This window comes from Grimontia sp. SpTr1, from assembly GCF_947387585.1.
Lineage (GTDB): Bacteria > Pseudomonadota > Gammaproteobacteria > Enterobacterales > Vibrionaceae > Enterovibrio > Enterovibrio indicus.
This window is the reverse complement of record NZ_CANDOD010000017.1, coordinates 75,208-95,990: the sequence shown is the minus strand read 5'-3', so window position 1 is coordinate 95,990 and position 20,783 is coordinate 75,208. Positions and strand designations below refer to the sequence as shown.

General features: G+C 48.8%; 16 protein-coding genes. 12 read left to right on the top strand and 4 right to left on the bottom strand.

Annotated elements, in window-relative coordinates:
- Positions 1-41 precede the first annotated feature (41 nt).
- The 6 genes from lrp to QL223_RS20445 all read left to right on the top strand — a co-directional run bounded on the left by lrp (position 42) and on the right by QL223_RS20445 (position 8,883).
- Entirely contained in the window at positions 42-536 is a 495-nt protein-coding gene (gene lrp / locus QL223_RS20470; RefSeq protein ID WP_040528471.1) for a leucine-responsive transcriptional regulator Lrp, read from the top strand.
- Between the two features lie 263 nt (positions 537-799).
- On the top strand, positions 800-3,604 hold the full coding sequence (locus QL223_RS20465; RefSeq protein WP_281545795.1) for a DNA translocase FtsK 4TM domain-containing protein: 2,805 nt from the start codon (positions 800-802) through the stop codon (positions 3,602-3,604).
- An 11-nt stretch (positions 3,605-3,615) separates the two neighbouring features.
- A complete protein-coding gene (gene lolA, locus QL223_RS20460) occupies positions 3,616-4,212 on the top strand; it encodes an outer membrane lipoprotein chaperone LolA (RefSeq protein WP_002539169.1) in 597 nt (198 codons plus the stop codon).
- Positions 4,213-4,227: 15 nt separating this feature from the next.
- Entirely contained in the window at positions 4,228-5,562 is a 1,335-nt protein-coding gene (locus QL223_RS20455) for a replication-associated recombination protein A (RefSeq protein WP_281545794.1), read from the top strand.
- Between the two features lie 158 nt (positions 5,563-5,720).
- On the top strand, positions 5,721-7,007 hold the full coding sequence (gene serS, locus QL223_RS20450) for a serine--tRNA ligase (protein WP_002539172.1): 1,287 nt from the start codon (positions 5,721-5,723) through the stop codon (positions 7,005-7,007).
- Between the two features lie 313 nt (positions 7,008-7,320).
- Positions 7,321-8,883 (top strand): PAS domain-containing methyl-accepting chemotaxis protein, encoded by a 1,563-nt coding sequence (locus QL223_RS20445; protein ID WP_281545793.1) that lies wholly within the window; start codon positions 7,321-7,323, stop codon positions 8,881-8,883.
- A gap of 69 nt (positions 8,884-8,952) precedes the next feature.
- Here QL223_RS20445 and QL223_RS20440 read toward each other — a convergent pair whose 3' ends face one another.
- Positions 8,953-9,768: a hypothetical protein gene (locus tag QL223_RS20440; protein ID WP_281545792.1), complete on the bottom strand. Its 816-nt coding sequence runs from the start codon at positions 9,766-9,768 to the stop codon at positions 8,953-8,955.
- Positions 9,769-9,996: 228 nt separating this feature from the next.
- On the bottom strand, positions 9,997-12,033 hold the full coding sequence (metG, locus tag QL223_RS20435; protein WP_281545791.1) for a methionine--tRNA ligase: 2,037 nt from the start codon (positions 12,031-12,033) through the stop codon (positions 9,997-9,999).
- A gap of 206 nt (positions 12,034-12,239) precedes the next feature.
- On the opposite strand from metG, the gene apbC reads away from it, so the two are divergent.
- The 4 genes from apbC to QL223_RS20415 all read left to right on the top strand — a co-directional run bounded on the left by apbC (position 12,240) and on the right by QL223_RS20415 (position 17,057).
- Positions 12,240-13,334 carry an iron-sulfur cluster carrier protein ApbC gene (gene apbC, locus QL223_RS20430; protein WP_281545790.1) on the top strand — a complete coding sequence of 365 codons (1,095 nt, stop codon included), beginning with the start codon at positions 12,240-12,242 and terminating at the stop codon, positions 13,332-13,334.
- A gap of 186 nt (positions 13,335-13,520) precedes the next feature.
- A complete protein-coding gene (udk, locus tag QL223_RS20425) occupies positions 13,521-14,162 on the top strand; it encodes a uridine kinase (RefSeq protein WP_165012848.1) in 642 nt (213 codons plus the stop codon).
- A gap of 83 nt (positions 14,163-14,245) precedes the next feature.
- Positions 14,246-14,833, top strand: a complete 588-nt coding sequence (dcd, locus tag QL223_RS20420) for a dCTP deaminase (protein WP_002539182.1) — start codon at positions 14,246-14,248, stop codon at positions 14,831-14,833.
- Between the two features lie 82 nt (positions 14,834-14,915).
- Complete coding sequence (locus QL223_RS20415) at positions 14,916-17,057, top strand: AsmA family protein (protein ID WP_281545789.1); 2,142 nt, start codon at positions 14,916-14,918, stop codon at positions 17,055-17,057.
- Positions 17,058-17,136: 79 nt separating this feature from the next.
- Here the strand turns inward: QL223_RS20415 and QL223_RS20410 are convergent, their stop codons facing one another.
- Positions 17,137-17,580 (bottom strand): CBS domain-containing protein, encoded by a 444-nt coding sequence (locus QL223_RS20410; RefSeq protein ID WP_281545788.1) that lies wholly within the window; start codon positions 17,578-17,580, stop codon positions 17,137-17,139.
- Positions 17,581-18,070: 490 nt separating this feature from the next.
- On the opposite strand from QL223_RS20410, the gene QL223_RS20405 reads away from it, so the two are divergent.
- On the top strand, positions 18,071-19,114 hold the full coding sequence (locus QL223_RS20405; RefSeq protein WP_281545787.1) for a metal-dependent hydrolase: 1,044 nt from the start codon (positions 18,071-18,073) through the stop codon (positions 19,112-19,114).
- Positions 19,115-19,169: 55 nt separating this feature from the next.
- Here QL223_RS20405 and cobO read toward each other — a convergent pair whose 3' ends face one another.
- Positions 19,170-19,760, bottom strand: coding sequence for a cob(I)yrinic acid a,c-diamide adenosyltransferase (gene cobO / locus QL223_RS20400; RefSeq protein WP_281545786.1), 591 nt, complete (start codon positions 19,758-19,760; stop codon positions 19,170-19,172).
- 244 nt (positions 19,761-20,004) lie between these two features.
- Between cobO and QL223_RS20395 the strand changes: the two genes are divergently transcribed.
- A complete protein-coding gene (locus QL223_RS20395; protein WP_281545785.1) occupies positions 20,005-20,733 on the top strand; it encodes a dienelactone hydrolase family protein in 729 nt (242 codons plus the stop codon).
- The last annotated feature ends 50 nt before the right edge of the window (positions 20,734-20,783 follow it).

The window sequence follows — 20,783 nt, the reverse complement described above, 5'->3', positions numbered from 1 at the left end:
GGCATTTAACATTGCAAGGAAGTAAAAAGGTGGAATAAAAAATGGTTGAAGCCAAAAAGAAACCCTCCAAGGAATTGGATCGTATTGACAGAAATATTCTTAATGAACTTCAGAAGGATGGACGTGTTTCTAACGTCGAACTTTCTAAGCGAGTAGGACTGTCGCCAACCCCATGTCTTGAGCGTGTTCGTCGTCTTGAACGACAAGGGTATATCTCTGGATATACCGCGCTATTGAACCCTCAATTTCTCGATGCGTCGCTTCTGGTATTTGTAGAAATTACCCTGAACCGTGGTGCTCCTGATGTGTTCGAACAGTTTAACAAGGCCGTTCAACAACTCGAAGATATTCAGGAATGTCATCTTGTTTCCGGTGATTTTGACTATCTGTTGAAAACGCGCGTATCGGATATGTCTGCATACCGTAAGCTGTTGGGTGAAACCCTGCTGCGCCTTCCAGGTGTTAATGACACCCGAACCTACGTGGTAATGGAAGAAGTGAAACAGACCAATCATCTGGTGATCAAAACGCGTTAACATGCTCACAGCCCTCGGACAAACAGGGCTGAGATTAGTGTTATATTCTACAAACCGAGTAGCTTGCTGCTCGGTTTGTTTTTTTGTTTGGTGTACACTTTTGCAAAAGCATGGGTATTAACCCAGTATTTGCCCGTTATTGAAGCGTTTTTCGTCAAATGGGCATAGGCAATCATAATGAATAATAAAGCCGCTCTATTCAGCCTTAGTGCTGATGGGGTACGAAACGATTTCAGGGCTTAAAGTTAGAAAGATAGGTGATAATGGAGTTCTTCTTGCGTCAGGAGCAGAAACAGACAGACACCTCACGTCGATTAAACGGAAAACAACGTTTGAAAGAGAGCGCACTGATTATCGCGCTGCTGTCTGCTGTCTTCATCCTCGTATCTCTGCTCAGTTACGATTCATCCGACCCATCCTGGTCCCAAACTGCTTGGGATGGCCCAGTACAAAATGCTGCTGGCAACGCAGGTGCCTGGGTGGCTGATACCCTGTTTTTTACATTGGGTACCTTGGCTTATCCGCTTCCTTTTCTTTTGCTTCTCGGTGGCTGGGTTTTCTTCCGCCGTCGGGGAGAATCTGAGCCACTAAATTACACTATCCTAGCGACCCGAATCCTTGGTGTTGTTCTTTTGCTATTGACCAGTTGCGGGTTGGCTGACCTGAACTTTGATGACTTTTGGTTCTTTTCATCCGGTGGTGTCGTCGGCGACGTGCTGACTGAACTTTCAATGCCTCTCTTTAACCTACTGGGGACAACTCTGGTCTTTATGTTCCTGTGGGCTGCGGGTTTTACCCTGTTTACGGGTATTTCCTGGCTGACGATTGTCGATACGTTAGGTGAAAAAACATTGTCGGCCATTACTTGGTTGGTGAACCGTGCTCGTGGTGACAAACCACAGATGATTGGCTCAACCGTTGATACCTCTGAGCTGGCCGATGACATTGATGAATCGGATCCATTGTTCGCCAAGCCGGTTGCAAAAACGCGTGAGTTGGCAGATGTCTCGCTGCTCAACAAAGCACAGCGCGTTGATGACGACGAAAAAGATACGCCAGTTTCCGTTCCACCAGTGATTCATGCAGCAACTGCTGCCGCTGCGGAGCGCAAAGAGCCAGTGATGACGTTAGAACCAGAATTGGATGAGCCAGTTATCGCGCCGGAGCCAAAACCCGTCTTTAACAGCGCCAATCAAGAGACGGACTTTGATGATGACATCAACGCTCTTGATGAGCCCGAATTGGACCGCACCAATTCAGTCTCGATTGAGGAACCTGTTTCAGAGAGTGTTTCAGAAGAGACGTCAGCAGATATCAATGATGCGCCTTGGGATGACGATGTGAACTTTGGCTCAACGGAGTCTGTCGTGATTGAAGAAGCACGAGAAGACATCGTTATAGGTAACACTGATGGGTTGTCAGAACTTGACCGCGCACAGGCAGAATCGGTGATTCCAGACGAAGAAGAGGATCCTTTCCTCGAAACCATTCGTGAAGCACAGAAAAATGCCGCTGGTGCAGTGCATCCGTTCCTTGTCAAAGATGAACCGAACCTGCCGAAGCCGAAAGAGCCGCTGCCAACTATTGATCTTCTTGACCCTCCGCGCAATACAGCAACCCGCGCATCGGATGAAGAGCTGCAGTATCAGGCCCGCTTGATTGAAACGCGCCTTGAAGAATACAAAATCAAAGTCACTGTGAAGGGGATTTTCCCTGGGCCGGTTATTACACGCTTTGAACTTGAGCTGGCACCGGGTGTGAAAGTCAGTCGCATCATGAGTTTGTCAAAAGACATTGCCCGTTCGCTTTCAACCAGCGCTGTTCGTGTTGTTGATGTCATTCCGGGTAAACCTTATATCGGCCTCGAATTACCAAATACCAGCCGCGAAACCGTGTTCATGTCTGAAGTGGTAGCGAGTGAACGTTTCCAGTCTTCGAAATCACCGCTTTCAGTGGTTTTGGGTAAAGACATCGCTGGTGAAGCGATTGTGACGGACCTTGCCAAAGCACCGCACATGCTGGTGGCGGGTACAACAGGCTCCGGTAAATCTGTCGGTGTGAATGTGATGATCGTCAGTATGCTCTACAAAGCTGGGCCAGAAGATGTTCGCTTCATCATGATTGACCCGAAAATGTTGGAACTTTCCGTCTACGAAGGTATCCCACATTTGTTGACCGAAGTGGTCACTGACATGAAAGACGCCGCCAATGCGCTTCGCTGGAGCGTGGCGGAGATGGAACGTCGTTACAAACTCATGTCTGCATTAGGTGTTCGAAATATTGCTGGCTACAACGACAAAATCCGCGAAGCGGCAGAAGCCGACCACCCGATTCCTGACCCGCTATGGAAGCCGGGCGACAGCATGGATGAAACCGCACCTGTGTTGGAGAAACTGCCTTACATCGTGGTGATCGTCGACGAATTTGCAGACCTGATGATGGTAGTGGGTAAGAAGGTAGAAGAGCTGATTGCACGTCTTGCCCAGAAAGCACGTGCTGCGGGTATTCACCTTGTGCTGGCTACCCAGCGTCCATCGGTGGACGTGATTACAGGTTTGATTAAAGCAAACATTCCGACACGCATGGCGTTTACGGTATCAACCAAAACAGACTCGCGAACCATTCTGGATCAGGGTGGGGCAGAATCCCTGCTGGGTATGGGTGACATGCTGTTTATGCCCAATGGTTCAAACCATCCGGCGCGCGTGCATGGTGCCTTCGTTAACGATGATGAAGTTCACCGCGTGGTCAGCAACTGGAAGGCGCGTGGCAAGCCTCAGTACATTTCAGAAATTACCAGCGGTGATCAGGGTAGCGATGGTTTGTTGCCGGGTGAAGCTCCAGAGGGCGGGGACGGCGAAGAGCTGGATCAGTTGTTTGACCAAGTGGTTGAGTTTGTGACCGAATCTCGTCGCGCGTCAGTCTCAGGAGTACAGCGCCGCTTTAAAATCGGTTATAACCGTGCCGCGCGAATTGTTGAACAGTTGGAAGCGCAGGGCATTGTCAGCCCGCCAGGCCATAACTCGAATCGTGAGGTGTTGGCACCGCCACCACCGCCAAGAGATTGATTGGAATAAGAATGAAAAAAATGTTGTTCTCTTTGCTGCTGGTTGCACCTGCAGTGTTTGCAAATCCGCAGCAAGAGCTGAATTCTCGCTTGTCAAAACTCAACAGCTTTACAGCAAATTTTGAACAGACAGTAACCAGCCCAGAAGGGGATGTAATCAGCGAAGGCGAAGGCAGTCTCGCTATGAAGCGCCCAAACCTGTTCAATTGGGAAACGGTGACGCCAGATGAAAATTACCTGATTTCAGATGGTGAAACACTGTGGTACTACAGCCCTTTCATTGAACAAGTCACTGCTATGCGGTTGGACGATGCCACTTCACAGACGCCTTTTGTTTTGCTGACCCGCAATAACCCGAGTGACTGGGCAAACTACGACGTGGAGCAGGATGGCGATACTTTCACTTTGTCTCCAAAAGAAGCCTCAAATTTGGGTGAGTTTGTTGTTAGTGTGAAACCTGACGGCAAAATTACCGAATTTGCCGTGGTGGAGCAGGACGGACAGCAAAGTCGCTTTGCACTGGATGACGTGAAGAATGTCACTCCGAAAGCGTCACTGTTCAGCTTTACTGTTCCGGAAGGTGTTGAGCTGGATGACCAGCGACAGTAATCAGAGAAAGCTAATTTGAGTAACCTCAGTCTGGATTTTGCGGACGACTTTCGCCCCTTGGCCGCGCGTATGCGGCCAACTAACCTCGCCGAATACATAGGCCAAAAACACCTCCTCGATGAAGGCAAACCTCTGCGCCGTGCTCTCGAAAGCGGCCAGCTGCATTCAATGATCCTTTGGGGGCCGCCTGGTACGGGTAAAACCACGCTGGCAGAAGTCGCCGCAGGTTATGCCAACGCAGAAATTGAACGGGTATCTGCTGTTACATCCGGTGTAAAAGATATTCGTCTTGCGATTGATAAAGCCAAAGAAAACCAATTGGTCGGCAGACGGACGATTCTGTTTGTTGACGAGGTGCATCGCTTCAACAAAAGCCAGCAGGATGCCTTTCTGCCGCATATTGAAGATGGCACCATCACCTTTATCGGTGCAACGACGGAAAACCCGTCATTCGAGCTGAACAACGCACTGCTCTCAAGAGCGCGAGTTTACAAGCTCAAATCTCTCGATACTGACGATGTGTTGGAAGTGATCGATCAGGCACTGTCTGACAACGAGCGTGGACTGGGTGCAGAAAAACTGGAATTCGCTGAGGGTGTCAAAGCGCAATTGGCTGATTTTACCTCTGGTGATGCGCGAATGACGCTGAACTATCTGGAACTCTTGTCTGACATGGCAGAACCAGACGCCAGCGGTAAGAAGCTAATCACCTTGCCGTTGCTCGCCGAAGTAGCCGGAGAGAAGATTGCACGCTTTGATAACAAGGGTGATCTTTGGTACGACCTGATTTCCGCCTTTCACAAGTCGGTCCGTGGTTCTGATCCAGATGCTGCCTTGTACTGGTACGCCAGAATCATCACTGCTGGTGGTGACCCGCTCTATGTTGCCCGTCGTCTGCTCGCCATTGCCTCTGAAGACATTGGCAATGCGGATCCGCGTGCAATGGAAATAGCCATTAACGCCTGGGATTGTTTTACCCGGGTCGGACCGGCAGAAGGCGAACGTGCCATTGCGCAGGCAACGGTTTACATGGCATGTGCAGCAAAAAGTAATTCAGTTTATGTCGCATGGAAAGCGGCTTTGCGTGATGCCAAAATGCACCCTGATTATGAAGTGCCAAACCACCTTCGCAATGCGCCAACGACTCTGATGAAAGAAATGGGGTATGGCGATGGGTATCGATATGCCCATGATGAGCCAAATGCGTATGCCGCAGGAGAGAGCTATTTCCCTGAAGAAATGAAAGGCACGCGTTACTACCAGCCAGTGAATCGGGGGATGGAAATCAAAATTGCAGAAAAGCTGGCGTTTCTTGAGCAGTTGAATGCAAATAGCCCTCGAAAACGCTAGGAAATAAAGGTCAATTTGGGTATTGTTTTACCCAATAAATGTGGTGGTTAAAGTTACCCATCTCAGGAAGAAAAATCCTTTCAATTTGACGTTGCCATAATAGTGCGTGGCAGCGTCAACTTCTTTTAAGGCACTGTTTAACGATTCACAGGATTAACATGCTGGATTCAAAACTACTTCGTACCGAGCTGGACGCAACAGCTGAAAAACTGGCACGTCGTGGCTTCAAGCTTGACGTTGACACTCTCCGCAATCTGGAAGAAAAGCGCAAATCGCTGCAAGTACGCACCGAGGAGCTGCAAGCTGAGCGTAATGCACGATCCAAGTCCATCGGTCAGGCGAAGGCGAAAGGTGAAGATATCCAGCCACTGCTGGCAGCGGTAGAAAACCTGGGCGACGAGCTGAACAAAGCGAAAGCGGAACTGGCTGAGCTTCAGGACCAATTGAATGACATCACTATGGGTGTGCCAAACATCGCTGATGATGCAGTGCCAGTAGGTAAAGATGAATCTGAAAACGTAGAAATCTCTGTTTGGGGTGAGCCGAAAACTTACGATTTTGAAGTGAAAGACCACGTTGATCTGGGCGAGCTGACTGGCGGTCTGGATTTTGCGAGCGCAGTGAAACTGTCTGGCTCACGTTTCATCGTAATGAAAGGCCAAATGGCGCGCCTGCACCGTGCAATTGCCCAGTTCATGCTGGATCTTCACACCACTGAGCACGGTTACACCGAAATGTACGTGCCTTATTTGGTGAATGCAGACAGTCTGTTTGGTACTGGTCAACTGCCAAAATTCGGTGAAGACCTGTTCCACACTCAACCTGCGACCGAAGAAGGCGTGGGCATGTCTCTGATCCCAACCGCTGAAGTGCCGCTGACCAACATGGTTCGTGACACCATCGTGGAAGAAGCCGAGCTGCCTATCCGAATGACCGCTCACACGCCGTGTTTCCGTTCAGAAGCTGGCTCATACGGTCGTGATACCCGTGGCCTTATCCGTATGCACCAGTTCGATAAAGTCGAGTTGGTACAAATCGTTAAGCCAGAAGATTCAATGGCGGCCCTGGAAGAACTGACTGGTCACGCTGAGAAAGTTCTACAACTGCTGAATCTGCCTTACCGTAAGGTGATTCTGTGTACCGGTGACATGGGCTTCGGCTCAACAAAGACTTACGATCTGGAAGTGTGGGTACCTGCTCAAGGTACTTACCGTGAAATTTCATCTTGTTCTAACATGGGTGATTTCCAGGCACGTCGTATGCAGGCGCGCTTCCGTCGTAAGGCTGAGAAGAAACCGGAATTGCTGCACACACTTAACGGCTCAGGACTGGCGGTTGGTCGCACCATGGTAGCAATCCTTGAAAACTACCAGTTGGAAGATGGTCGCATTGAAGTGCCAGAAGTACTTCGTCCTTACATGGGTGGCCTGACTCACATCGGTTAATACAATCGAAATCTTAAAAAAAACCGGCCTCCACGGCCGGTTTTTTATTGAAAACAGAAAATTACCCTTTTTTCATTGCCTAGTTTTTAATGCATTAAGTTTGAAAGTGTACACTTAATGAGCAACATATTAATACACCTTAATATTGATGAAACTATTTTTATATTTTCGAGAAACAATCATGTAAATCAGAAAGTTAATAAAGTATTAATTAATTTGTGGTTATTTGTTTGCAACCTTATCATTTCCTTCCTGTTTATTCGTCTACTATTACTTATTAGAAATCGTCGCAACTAAGAAAGGGTAGTGTCGTATGCGAGTCAATAATCCTGTAACGGATAAAGAAATAAAGTTCCCCACCGATTACAATTTGCTCTCAACAACCGATCCACGCGGTATCGTTAAGTACGCGAGTAAGGATTTTTGCGAAGTGGCGGGCTACACGTTAGACGAAATTGTGGGTCAACCACACAACCTTGTTCGTCACCCCAGCATGCCGCCTGCAGCATTCCAGAACATGTGGGACTTTATCAAAGCCGGTAACAACTGGATGGGCTTGGTAAAGAACCGCACTAAAGACGGCGATTACTACTGGGTGAATGCGTTCGCTTCTCCTATCAAACAAAACGGTCAGATTGTTGAATTTCAGTCTGTTCGAACCACGCCAGACCGCAAAGCGGTAGAGCGTGCTGAAAAAGTGTATCCACAGTTGCTGGCTGGCAAAACACCATCGGCGCTCAAGATGCCGCGCACTCGTATGTGGCAACGAGCAGCAATGTGGTTTATACCAGGCGCAATATTGGCGGGTGCTGCTGGCTTCTTTGCCGGGTTTGCCGCAGCCATCGCGGTGCAATTTGTTTTCTCGATACTGGCAATGTTTATGCTGACACGCCGCTTAGAAAACGTGACCAAACTGGCGAAAGAAGCCTACGACAACCCATTGATGGAGTATCTCTACAATGGAGCGATCGATGATGTTTCTGAAATAGAATTGGCACTCAAGATGCGTGCAGCCGAAATAAACGCTGTTGTTGGTCGAATTCTCGATGGAAGCGATCAAGTGTTGAATGCAGCGGCCAATGCTAAGGCAAATGGTGAAAGAACCGCCAGTAATCTTGAAAATCAAAATGCGGAAACCGAACAGATTGCCGCGGCAATTAACGAAATGTCGGCGACAGCAAACGATATGTCAGGAAATACTCAGAGCGCCTCCGATGCCGCGACGGAAGCTCAGGATGCCACCCTCACTGGTATGGAAACAGTTGGCCAGACGGTTGATGCTATCCAGAACCTCGCTAAGCAGCTTAGTGACGCATCAAGCGTGATATCCGAGCTGGAAGAGCACGGCAAGCGCATTGGCTCCGTATCTGATGTCATCCAAGGTATCGCAGAGCAAACCAATTTGTTGGCACTTAACGCAGCTATTGAGGCAGCGCGAGCCGGTGAACAAGGTCGAGGCTTCGCGGTGGTTGCAGACGAAGTTCGCGCACTTGCACAACGCACACAAGAGTCGACTTCTGAAATCCAAGACGTCATTTCTTTGATTCAGAACGGCACGCAACAAGCAGTTGATGCCATGGAACGAGGTACAACCTTATCAGGTGAGTGTGTGACCAGCGCTGAGAAAGCGGGTGATGCGCTTCGTCGTTCGCAGGAGTTGGTGTCTGATATCAACGATCGTAACCATCAGGTAGCGACTGCGGTTGAAGAGCAAGCGGCGGTATCTAACGAGATGAACGGCAATATTCAGTCTGTTTCTGAGCTATCACATCAGTCTTTGAATATTGCGAAAGAGACAGTTCAGGAAGCTCAAGGATTGGTTGAAGCCTTGTCTGCCCAGAAACAACTTGTGGGTCAGTTCCGACGAGTCGGCTAGCAAAACCAGATACAAAAAAGGTCAGCCACTAGGCTGACCTTTTTTATTTGTTTATTTTCTGAAGGGCACTCATCCTGTTTTTAAAGGAAGCGCTTTGATGTCTTCTGAAGTTACAGCGACTGACTCGTTATCGGCAGTACGAACAATCAATTCGCGGTCAAACAGGTGCAGTAAAATGACGCTTAAATCCTGACTGATTTTAATCAGAGAAGATGCTGGAATTTCTTCTTCCGTTGAGCGAATAACGGAATCAAAGCGGTTATCTACGCGATCAAAAGCCAAGGTCGCATCTCCGCTCGACATCAATGAAAGTTGATGCATCCGCTTTTGTAAGATTCGGCTTTGCAAATTCACGGACTGCCACGCAGCTGTTTTACCTTCCATCAAGCGCATCACGGCTTGTTCGTAACGAAGCTGCGCTTCTTTAGTATCAATCCAGGTTTGCCAGAACGCTTGATATTCTTCATAGGTCGCATCGAGTGTTCCTTCTGCCAGATAAGAGCGTGTCACTTCATCGATGATGTAAATGAGGTGGTCTGAAGCTCTATGGTGTATCGCGTACCAGCCAGCTTTAGATTGATTCGGAAGTGACGACAACACCTGTTCCATCCGAGACTTCAATACACGGAACAAAGGGCGTTGAGGGTTATTACACTCAACCAGTAATTGATCGCAGTACTCGGCAATCTCATTGCGAGCTTTGCTGGCTTGAGGTGATTGTGGGCAGCGGATGTAGCGGGTGTTGTGGTCATGCAGCATCCAAAGCAATGAACGAAGATCGCTGATTTGCGAACGGTAGTGGTCGCGTCGGGATTTCTGTGAGCTCGACAGGCCTTTCGTCATGCGAACTAACCAGTTTGGAGTGATGATAGATAACAGTGCCATAACTTGTTCCTCTTTCCTGAGTGCCTGAACAAGTAGTGCAGTGTGTGTGCCAATTAATAAAACATTTAAAAACAACGGGTTATGTTTTTATGCCGAATTTTCTGACCAGCAATGGCGCAGAATCTAACCAACTTGGTGCAAAAGTGTGATGAGAGTCGACAAAATATTCCCTTGGATGCACAAACAAAAAAGGAGCCGTCAGGCTCCTTTTCGATTTCTGCGTCGTGATTACATCACACGCATACCTGCTTGTGCACCTTCGTGAGGTTCAAGCAGCCACAGATCTTTGCCGCCTGGGCCAGCGGCCAGAATCATGCCTTCTGACATACCGAACTTCATCTTACGCGGTTTCAGGTTAGCCACCACGACAGTGTATTTGCCAACCAGATCTTCTGGGTTATACGCAGACTTAATACCAGAGAACACCTGACGGGTCTCACCGCCGATATCTAGCTCGAATTTCAGCAGTTTGTCAGCTTTCGGCACAGATTCGCAAGAAATGATCTTTGCGATACGCAGGTCCACTTTCGCAAAGTCACCAAACTCGATTTCATCTGCAATTGGCTCTTCTTCCAAAGGACCTTTGGCTTTTTCAGCCACCGCTTTCTCGGCTGCTGCATCTTCTTTAGATGCTTCAACCATCTCTTCAACTTTCTTCGGATCGATGCGGCTGAACAGCGCTTTGAACGCTTCAACTTTATGAGCAGTCAGCGGCGTTGCAATACCATCCCAGCTCAGGGTTTCGTTCAGGAATGCTTCTGAACGCTCTGCCAGTTCTGGCATCACTGGCTTCAGGTAAGTCATCAGTACACGGAACAGGTTGATACCCATGGTACAGATTCCTTGAAGCTCAGCATCTTTGCCTTCTTCTTTGGCGACGACCCAAGGTGCTTTCTCGTCAACGTATTGGTTTGCTTTGTCAGCCAGTGCCATGATTTCACGGATAGCACGGCTGAACTCGCGGTTTTCAAACAGTTCGCCAATACGGCTAGCTGCAGAAGTGAACTCTTCATAAAGTGCTGGCTCTGCACATTCAGCAGACAGCATGCCGTCGAAGCGTTTCGCGATGAAGCCTGCGTTACGAGATGCAAGGTTAACCACTTTGTTTACGATGTCAGAGTTAACACGCTGAACGAAGTCTTCCAGATTCAGATCAAGATCGTCGATGCGGTTGTTCAGTTTGGCTGCGTAGTAGTAGCGCAGACACTCTGGATCCAGGTGTTTCAGGTAAGTGCTCGCCTTAATGAAAGTGCCTTTCGACTTCGACATCTTCGCGCCATTAACGGTCACATAGCCGTGAACGAACACGTTGTTTGGCTTGCGGAAGCCCGCGCCTTCCAGCATGGCTGGCCAGAATAGGCTGTGGAAGTAAACGATGTCTTTGCCAATGAAGTGGTAAAGTTCAGCGTCGCTGTCTTTGTTCCAGTATTCGTCGAAATCGACATTGCCATTCTTATTACAGAAGTTCTTGAATGAACCCATGTATCCGATTGGCGCGTCCAGCCATACGTAGAAGTATTTGCCTGGCTCACCCGGGATTTCAAAACCGAAGTAAGGCGCGTCACGGGAGATGTCCCACTGCTGCAGGCCAGACTCGAACCACTCGTTCATTTTGTTCGCCATTTCTTCCTGCAACGCACCAGATTTGGTCCATGCTTTCAGCATGTCTTCGAACTGTGGCAGGTCAAAGAAGAAGTGAACAGAATCTTTCAGTACTGGGGTTGCGCCACTCACTGCTGATTTAGGGTTAATCAATTCAGTTGGGCTGTAGGTTTCACCACAGTTATCGCAGTTGTCACCATACTGATCTTCAGACTTACATTTCGGGCAAGTGCCTTTAACGAAACGGTCTGGAAGGAACATTTCTTTCTCAGGGTCAAACAGCTGAGAAATCGTACGGCTATTGATATAGCCCTTGTTCTTCAGTTGGGTGTAGATGTAAGACGCCAGCTCACGGTTTTCTTCACTGTGCGTGCTGTGGTAGTTGTCAAAGCTGATGTCAAAGCCCGCGAAGTCTGCTTCGTGTTCTTTCTGCATTTCAGCGATCATGGCTTCAGGCTCGATACCCAATTGCTGAGCTTTCAGCATGATTGGCGTACCGTGTGCGTCGTCTGCACAGATAAAGTTTACAGTGTTGCCACGCAGGCGCTGATAACGCACCCACACGTCTGCCTGAATATGCTCGAGCATATGACCCAAATGGATAGAGCCATTCGCGTAAGGCAGGGCACAGGTAACCAGAATTTTACGTTGGTTTGCAGCCATAATTTAGATAGTTCGCTTTTGACAATTGAATCGAATGAATGGCGCAAATCTTACCTGATCAGGCCCAGAAAACATAGTTTGAAGCGCTTGAGAGACAGAGAAAATGGTCATTAGCAACAGTATCGAATAACCCTTCTGCCTAAAGGGTGTGAAATCGTAAAAAATTCATTAGGCTAGAAGAATCATTACTGAAGAGTGCATGTCCTATGTTTTTCGGCCGCAATAAGAATTCACAACCTGACTTGGATACCGTGAAAACGTTCCTTAATCAATTTACCCATGCTTCGCTTGTTGAAGGTTGGGCAGATAAACAAGGCATGGTGACTCAAGCAAAAAGCGGTGAGTTAAAAGTCTCGTTCCCCTTTGCTGCATCTTCTTTGATCCAAGCGTTAAAAGACTGGATTGAAACGCAGAAAACAGCGGGTGAGGATGTCCCTACGCTAGTCATCGAGCAGAAAGTTGCACCACTCAAAGCGGGCGAAAAACCGCTTATCAAAGGGGTGAAGAATGTCATTGTCGTGAGTTCTGCAAAAGGCGGCGTAGGTAAATCGACAACATCAGTGAACCTTGCGCTAGCCCTCCGCGCTCAAGGGGCCAAAGTCGGTATCCTTGATGCAGACATCTATGGCCCCTCACTGCCAATCATGTTGGGTACCAAGGGCAAACAGCCGACAACATTAGATGGCAAAACCATGGAGCCAGTTGAGGCGCATGGCCTTTTCAGTAATTCCATTGGCTATTTAGTACCGGATGAGAATGCTATGGTGTGGCGCGGCCCAATGGCATCAAAGGCCTTCGCGCAACTCGTCAACGAAACACATTGGCCGGATGTGGATTATCTGGTGGTGGACATGCCACCGGGCACCGGTGATATCCAATTGAGTCTGGCGCAGCAATTTCCCGTCACGGCAGCTGTCGTGGTCACCACGCCTCAGGATCTTGCTTTAGCGGATGCCATCAAAGGTGTAGCCATGTTTGAGAAGGTCGCGGTTCCGGTCCTCGGAGTGGTAGAGAACATGAGCTACCATATCTGCAGTCAGTGTGGTCACCATGAGCCGATCTTTGGTCAAGGCGGCGCGGTGAAAATGGCAAATGACTATGGCTTGTCGCTGTTAGCTCAAGTTCCCCTTCACATCAGTATTCGAGAAGATATTGACGCTGGCGCACCTACTGTCGCCAGCAAGCCAGAAAGTGAACATGCTGACGTCTATCTCGCACTGGCAGAGAAAGTCGCGAGTCATCTGTTCTGGCATGGAGAGCGTGTGGCAGATCAAATATCCATCACCACAGTGAGTGAATAGCAAGTACATTACTGACAAGTTTCATATTGAGAGCGAGAATTGGTGCGCAATTCGTGTGCACAGTGATGAAACAATATGCATCTTGCTTTTATTTGAGATCTGAATCACACATTTAGATGGCGTGAGGGAGTTCAACTCCCTATAATCAGGCGGTTTATTTATCGCCAACTCTCCGGGTATTCATTTATGAGTGACAACAACCAATGTGTCATTATCGGTATTGCAGGCGCATCTGCATCCGGTAAAAGTCTGATCGCTAGTACTATTTATCAAGAACTAAAAGAAAAAGTTGGCGATCATCAGATCGGTGTTATCACGGAAGACCGCTATTATCGCGACCAAGGTCACCTCAGCATGGAAGAGCGTGTCAAAACCAACTACGACCATCCCCAAGCCTTGGACCATGATCTGCTGTGCAAGCACCTTCAAGACCTGATGGAAGGCAAAGCGGTTGAAGTCCCTCAATACAGCTACGCTGAACACACCCGCATGGAAGAGACCACCCCATTGACGCCTAAGAAGGTGATCATACTGGAAGGTATTCTTCTGCTGACTGACCCACGCCTTCGTGACCTGATGCATGCGAGCATCTTTATGGATACCCCACTGGACATCTGTCTGCTTCGTCGTGTGAAACGTGATGTGGCTGAGCGTGGCCGCACCATGGAATCAGTACTTCAGCAGTATCAGCAAACAGTTCGTCCAATGTTCATGCAATTTATCGAGCCATCAAAACAGTATGCGGACATCATCGTTCCGCGCGGTGGTAAGAACCGAATAGCGATTGATGTGCTCAAAGCACACATCGCCAAATTGCTGAAAGCATAAAAGAAAAGCCGGTTGAGACCGGCTTTTTTTATACCTGAAGTTGGTTAAAAATAAACAAAGGCCATTATTCGAAGGACCGTGCGATGAGATTAAGTGACAGACACATCAAAGAATATCTCGATGATGGCAAGATCGTCATTGAACCTAGACCTTCTGACGATGCTATCTCTGGTGTCACAGCAGATGTGACCTTAGACAACAAGTTTCGTGTCTTTAGTGAGCATGGCGCGCCGTTTATTGATTTATCCGGTCCAAGGGAAGAAGTCTCCGCACAGCTTGAAAAGGTGATGAGCGATGAAATCGAAATCGCGGAAGGCGAGGCATTCTTTCTTCATCCGGGGCAATTAGCACTGGCGGTAACTCATGAAGTCGTGACGTTGCCAGACGATATCGTGGGCTGGTTGGACGGACGCTCTTCCCTTGCGAGGCTTGGGTTGATGGTGCATGTCACAGCCCATCGCATAGATCCTGGTTGGCAAGGCAAGATTGTGCTGGAGTTCTACAACAGCGGACGGCTGCCTCTGGCACTTCGACCTGGTATGCCAATTGGTGCGCTAAGCTTTGAAACCATGACCAGCCCAGCGGAGCGCCCTTATCATAAACGGCAGAATGCTAAGTATAAAAATCAACAGGGTGCGGTGGCATCACGGATTGATGAGGACCAGAAATGACTGAAATTGCTGAACTTAGAGCAGAAATTTTTGTCCATTTTGGTTAACCTCAACCGCATCTCAAAAGGAAATGTGCATCATCATGAAAAAGCTTCTCTACATTCTACTCGGACTGGTGCTGTTGGTGGTCGTGGCCATTGGTGCGATCGTTGCATTCATCAACCCCAATGATTTCAAACCGTTGATCACTGACGAAGTGAAAAAAGCGACAGGACGTGAGCTGGTTATTGATGGCGATATCAGTTGGCGTTTCTGGCCTAGCTTAGGCCTGTCCGTTGAGCAACTGGCGTTCAAAAACCCCGAGGGCTTTGCCGAGCCTGACATGCTGAAACTGAAAAAAGCGGAGATGTCAGTAGCGGTCATGCCGCTGCTGTCAGATACGTTGGATATCGGTCTTGTCAGCTTGCATGGCACTCACGTGTTCATTCAGACCTTGCCAAATGGGGTGAGCAACCTAGATGGCCTGAGCGGCGAGCAAAGCGCAGAAACAACTCCGTCAGAGAGCAATACTCAGTCGGCCTCTGAGCCTGCACCCGCTGGTGAACCAGCAAAAGCGTGGACGATTTCCATCGGCGGTTTGGAGTTGCTGGATGCCAGCGCCACCGTGCGGGATGACAAAACGCATACCAGCAGTGAAATCAGCTCACTGAACCTGACTATCGGTAAGCTTGAAACCGGTATTTGGGTGCCAATCGAATTTGATGTGGTGGGCAAACAGAACGCTTTGGCTTTCTCCGCCAAGGGTGACGCTGAAGCCATGATCGACAAAGAGATCATGAAATCTCAGCTTCGCACTCTCACATTGGAAGCCAGCGCCAATGATGCGGCGACAAAACTGGAAAATTTCACGCTGAAAGCAGATCGCCTCGGTCTTGCGATTCCTATGGTGTTTGATTTTGCGGCCAAGGGTAATGCCAGCGACATGTCGTTTGACGCACAAGGTAAAACCACGGTGCAAGTCGACGAAGCGATTTCTCTGATCACCGCAAAAGCGCTGGAACTGAACACGACAGTAGCAGGCAAGTCATTGCCTCGTCCTGAAATGAAAATCAGTATGGGCGGTGACGTGGCCTTCGATAACAAGGCGCAGAAACTGTCTCTGGAAAATCTGAAAGCGGCAGTCGACGAACTGAATTTTGATGGTAAAGCGTCAGTTGCACTGGCAGATATTCCAGCCATTCGATTTGACGTTCACAGCCCGAAAATCAACCTGGATACTTTTCCTGGAGGCAAAGCGGCCGCAGCAGAAGATAAGCCAGTAGCATTGGGTGGCTCTCAAGGCGGCTCTGCTGAAAAGCCAGTGGAGAAGAAACCGCTTAGTGATGTTGAACCTGACCTCTCTGCTCTGAAAGGGTTGGATATTGCAGGTAAAATCGTTATTGATGACTTCGTTGCCAGCAATGTGGAAGTTACTGATGTGATTGTCAACTTTGCCGTGAATCGTGGCAAGGTTGATGTGAAACAGTTCGACGCCAAGCTATACGGTGGGACAATCAAGGTGGAAGGCAAGCTTGATGCGACCACTTCTCCTGCCCGTTATCAGGTGAAAAAAGACATCAAGAACGTCAATGTTCTCCCACTTCTTCAGGCGGCAGCAAATCAGGATATGTTAGCGGGTAAAGGTAGCATTGATGCAAACGTCAGTGGCGTTGGCCTGTCTGAAAAGCGCTTGCGTACAGGCATTACCGGCACGGTAGCGATTAACTTTGCGGACGGTGCCATCAACGGCATCAACATTCCTGAAATGATCCGTGAAGCGAAAGCAACGCTGAAAGGCCAGCGTGCAGAGTATGTGGAAGAAACCCGTAAGACAGACTTCAGCGCACTGACAGCGACATTCAACCTCGGCAAAGGTATCGCTTCTACCCGTAATATGAAGATGGAAGCGCCAGCGCTGCGCGTTCGTAGCGAAGGCCAAACCAATCTGGTGAAAGAAGACCTCGACTTTGAAGTGTTTGTCTCTGTGGTAGGCACCAGTAAAGGTCAGGGTGGTAAAGATATCGATGAACTCAAGGATGTCACGATTCCTGTGAAGATTGGCGGTACGTGGACAGCGCCTAGCTATAACCTCGATGTAAAAGCATTGCTGACCTCTAACAAAGTGCTGGAAGAAAAAGCGCGCAAAGAAGCGGAGCGCGGTTTGAAAAAGCTGTTGGGTGATAAAGCAGAGGACGACAAAGTGAAGGATGCGGCCAACAAGCTACTTCAAGGTTTGTTCAACTAACGCTGACGTTATATTGATAAGGCTCATGAATGCAGAAAGCCGCGTAATGCGGCTTTCTTTTTGTAAAGATCAACAGCCCCTAAGCACGAAGCTTTTTCTGACTCTTCTCGCGCTGAAGCATATCTTGTAATGCGCCGAGCAAGTCGACGGCAGACAAAATACCGACCAGCGTCTCCGTTTTATCCAGAACTGGCAGGGCACCGATATTGTGATCGAGTAGCTTCTGGTTCGCTTTGGAAAGGGTTTCGTAGGTGTGACAGGAAATCACATCTGTCACCATTACATCACCCACATTGAGGTCATCTGAAAGCAGATAAGGGTGTTCGATGTCAGGCGCTTCATCGGCCCAGTTGGGACGACGCAGTTGTCGGTCACTGATGATCCCAACCAATTCGTCGTTTTCTACGACAGGAAGGTGGCGAATGTCTTTGTCCCTCATGAGGAAATACGCTTCACGCACTCCCATGTTTGGGCTGATGGTCACCAGTTTACGTGTCATGTAATCGGAAACTTTTCCTGGCATCGTGTAGACCTCTCCTCATTGTTTGGATTGACTCCTTTAAACCTACAAAAAGTAAGGACGTAATGTTGGGAGGCATCGCCCAGAAATCCAGTAGGAACAGATCTGCGCCAACACAGTTATTCGTTTCAATTTGTGTATACCCAAACAACCTGAAGATACAGGATTCAGCGAGATTGACTGGCGTTGTGATTGCGGCGTTCCTTTGCAGGTGTAGTCATCTCCATCAAAAAGGAACAACAAAGAGCACGGCGTCAGTCAACTCGCCCAAAGGGAGGCCATCAATGCGCCCACTTCTTCGTTAAACTCCACGGAAATAGAATGACTATTCCTCGCGGAATTTACCTCGAATTGAACGCATTGATGACCTCTGAATTCAAGTATCTTCAGGTCGTTTGGGTATATTTGCTTCACCCAGTCAGAATGTGCGCTAGAATCAGCCACCTGAACAAGAAAAAGAAATGCCTTCAGCTTTAAAGGAAAACGAACGTTCATGGACTCTATTTCTCAGGCAGCCCTTGGTGCTGCAGTCGCCGGTTTAGTCGCCGGTAAGCGTTGCTCTCCAAAAGTGCTTCTTGCCGGCGCCGCACTCGGCACACTACCCGATCTGGACGTGGTGCTGGATTATGGCGACCCGATTTCCAATATGATTAAACACCGTGGGTTTAGTCATTCCCTGTTTGTTCTGTTCCCGTTTGCTGCCGTATTGGCGGTTTTCTGGCAGCGATTTTTCGCCAAAGAATGGCCGCTATGGCAACTCTGGGCCTTGTTTACTGCAGCGTTGGTGACGCATCCGATTCTGGATTCTTTTACGACTTATGGCACCCAACTGTTCTGGCCATTAGATACACCACCTGTGGCTATTTCCAGCATCTTTATTATTGACCCGCTGTACACCATTCCACTGCTTATTGCAGTGTTGGCCGCATTTATCTGGCGTAGCCGTGCTGCCAAACTCTGTGGCGTGGGGCTGGCGATTTCTACGCTTTATCTCGCCTGGTCGCTTGTAGCGATTGGCGTGGTTAAAGACCGAGTGGAAGAAAATGTGGCAGGCACGCACCTTGAAGAACAGCCCGTGTTTATTGGACCGACACCTTTCAACACCGTGCTTTGGCGCGTGGTGGTGTTGGATGATGATAAATACTGGGAAGGCCTGACATCTTTGCTGGATGAAGACCCAACCATCGATTGGATGCCAATGGTACGAGGCGATTGGGCATTCCCGAGCAAGCCGGAACTACTCACAAACTTTGAAAACTTCACCCGTGGCTTTGTGCGTTACGAGCAAGATGGTGATGCGTTAACCGCGACGGATTTGCGCCTTGGCATGGCCATGTACCATCCTTTCAGCTTTGTGGTGGCAGAGCAGGGTGAGAATCAGGTTTGGCAATTGGTGCCGCCAGTGCAATTGGATCCAGGCCCAGTGTTGCCGCGACAAATCCCTGCACTGTGGATGCGCCTGCTGGGCTGGCAAAGTATTGATGCCATGCTTTGCAATGAACATGATTGCTTCCGTGACGACTTGTCATCCAACTAACAGTAAGCCCAGCAATGCTGGGCTTTCTTCTATCTAGTGTCGCGGAAAGGGCTAATTACCAATCGATGCCTTTGCGTACCTTGATGCCAGAATCAAAAGCATGCTTCACATTGCGAACTTCAGAGACCGTATCTGCCATCTCAGTCAGTGTTCGGTGAGCAGCGCGGCCAGTAATAATGACGGACTGCTCGCTAGGGCGGTTTTCCAGCGCTTCTACCACTTCATCCAGATCGACGTAGCCATAGGTGACCATGTAGGTCATTTCGTCCAGCAGAACGACGTCGTAACTTGGGTCTGCCAACATGCGCTTACATTCCTGCCAGACTTCCTGAGCCGCTTGGGTGTCAGCGGCTTTATCTTGTGTGTCCCAGGTAAAGCCGGTTGCCATGACGTGGAATTCAACACCGCATTTTTCCAGCAGATTGCGCTCGCCACATTCCCAAGTGCCTTTTATGAATTGGGCCACACCGCATTTCTGACCGTGACCAGTCGCGCGAGTGATCATGCCGAACCCTGAAGTCGATTTCCCTTTGCCGTTTCCGGTAATCACCAACAGTAAACCTTTCTCAATCTGTGCAGCGGCAACGCGCTCGTCGACTTGTTCTTTGACTTTTTGTTGTCGGGCTTTGTAGCGCTCATCGCTCATTAGATTTTCTTCCTTTCAAAATAATTTGGCTGAAGCAGTATGGGTGGCCAGTAAGGTTGGATCACAACATACCAAAACCCACTTGTATTGGAAGAGTGTAAATCTGAGTAAATCGCTCTGGTATTGGCGTTCGTACAGAAATTGGTCAACTACAATCAGTCAGAATATACCCAAACAATCTTAAGATGCAGGATTCAGCGAGCATCTTCAGGTCGTTTGGGTATGAAACCACGAGGGATAAAAGATGAAAAAGTTAGGATGGCTGTTGGTGGCCCTGCCTTTTAGTGTAATGGCAGGGGAAGTGGTCGATTACAGTGCTAATGGTATGGCCTTAGAGGGTTACTACGCGCCTGCTGATGGCGACGTTAAAGGCTCAGTGATTTTAATCCATGACTGGGATGGACTGACTGGCTATGAGCAGAAGCGCGCCGATATGCTGTCTTCGATGGGCTACAACACCTTTGCGGTTGACCTATATGGCAAAGGCAACCGTCCTGTTGATACCAATGCCAAGAAAGCGGAAACAGGAAAGCTTTATAAAGATCGGGAGAAAATGCGAACCCTGATTCTGGCGGGTTTAAATAAAGCCCGGGAAATGGGTGTAGAAGATGTGGTAGTTGCAGGTTATTGCTTTGGAGGCGCGGCAACGCTAGAGCTTGCTCGCTCTGGCAAAGGCAGTGGTATCAATGGTTATGCCACTTTCCACGGTGGACTGGCGACACCAAGCGATCAGAGTTATGCCAAAGACACGGCACCGATTTTCATCTCCCACGGCGGTGCAGACAGTGCAATTCCAATGAGTGATGTGGCGGATCTCTCTGAAGAACTGGAAGCCGCGGGTATACCGTATCTGATTGAAGTCTATTCAGGTGCACCTCACGCTTTTACAGTGTTTGAGTCTCCTCGTTATCGTGAAGTGGCGGATAAGCGCTCTTGGGCGACCTTCACTGGCTTCCTGGAAGAAAATCTGTAGGGCCTCTCAAACACCGGTCTCAGTGGTTTTGCTCTCCGTTCCTTGATTCG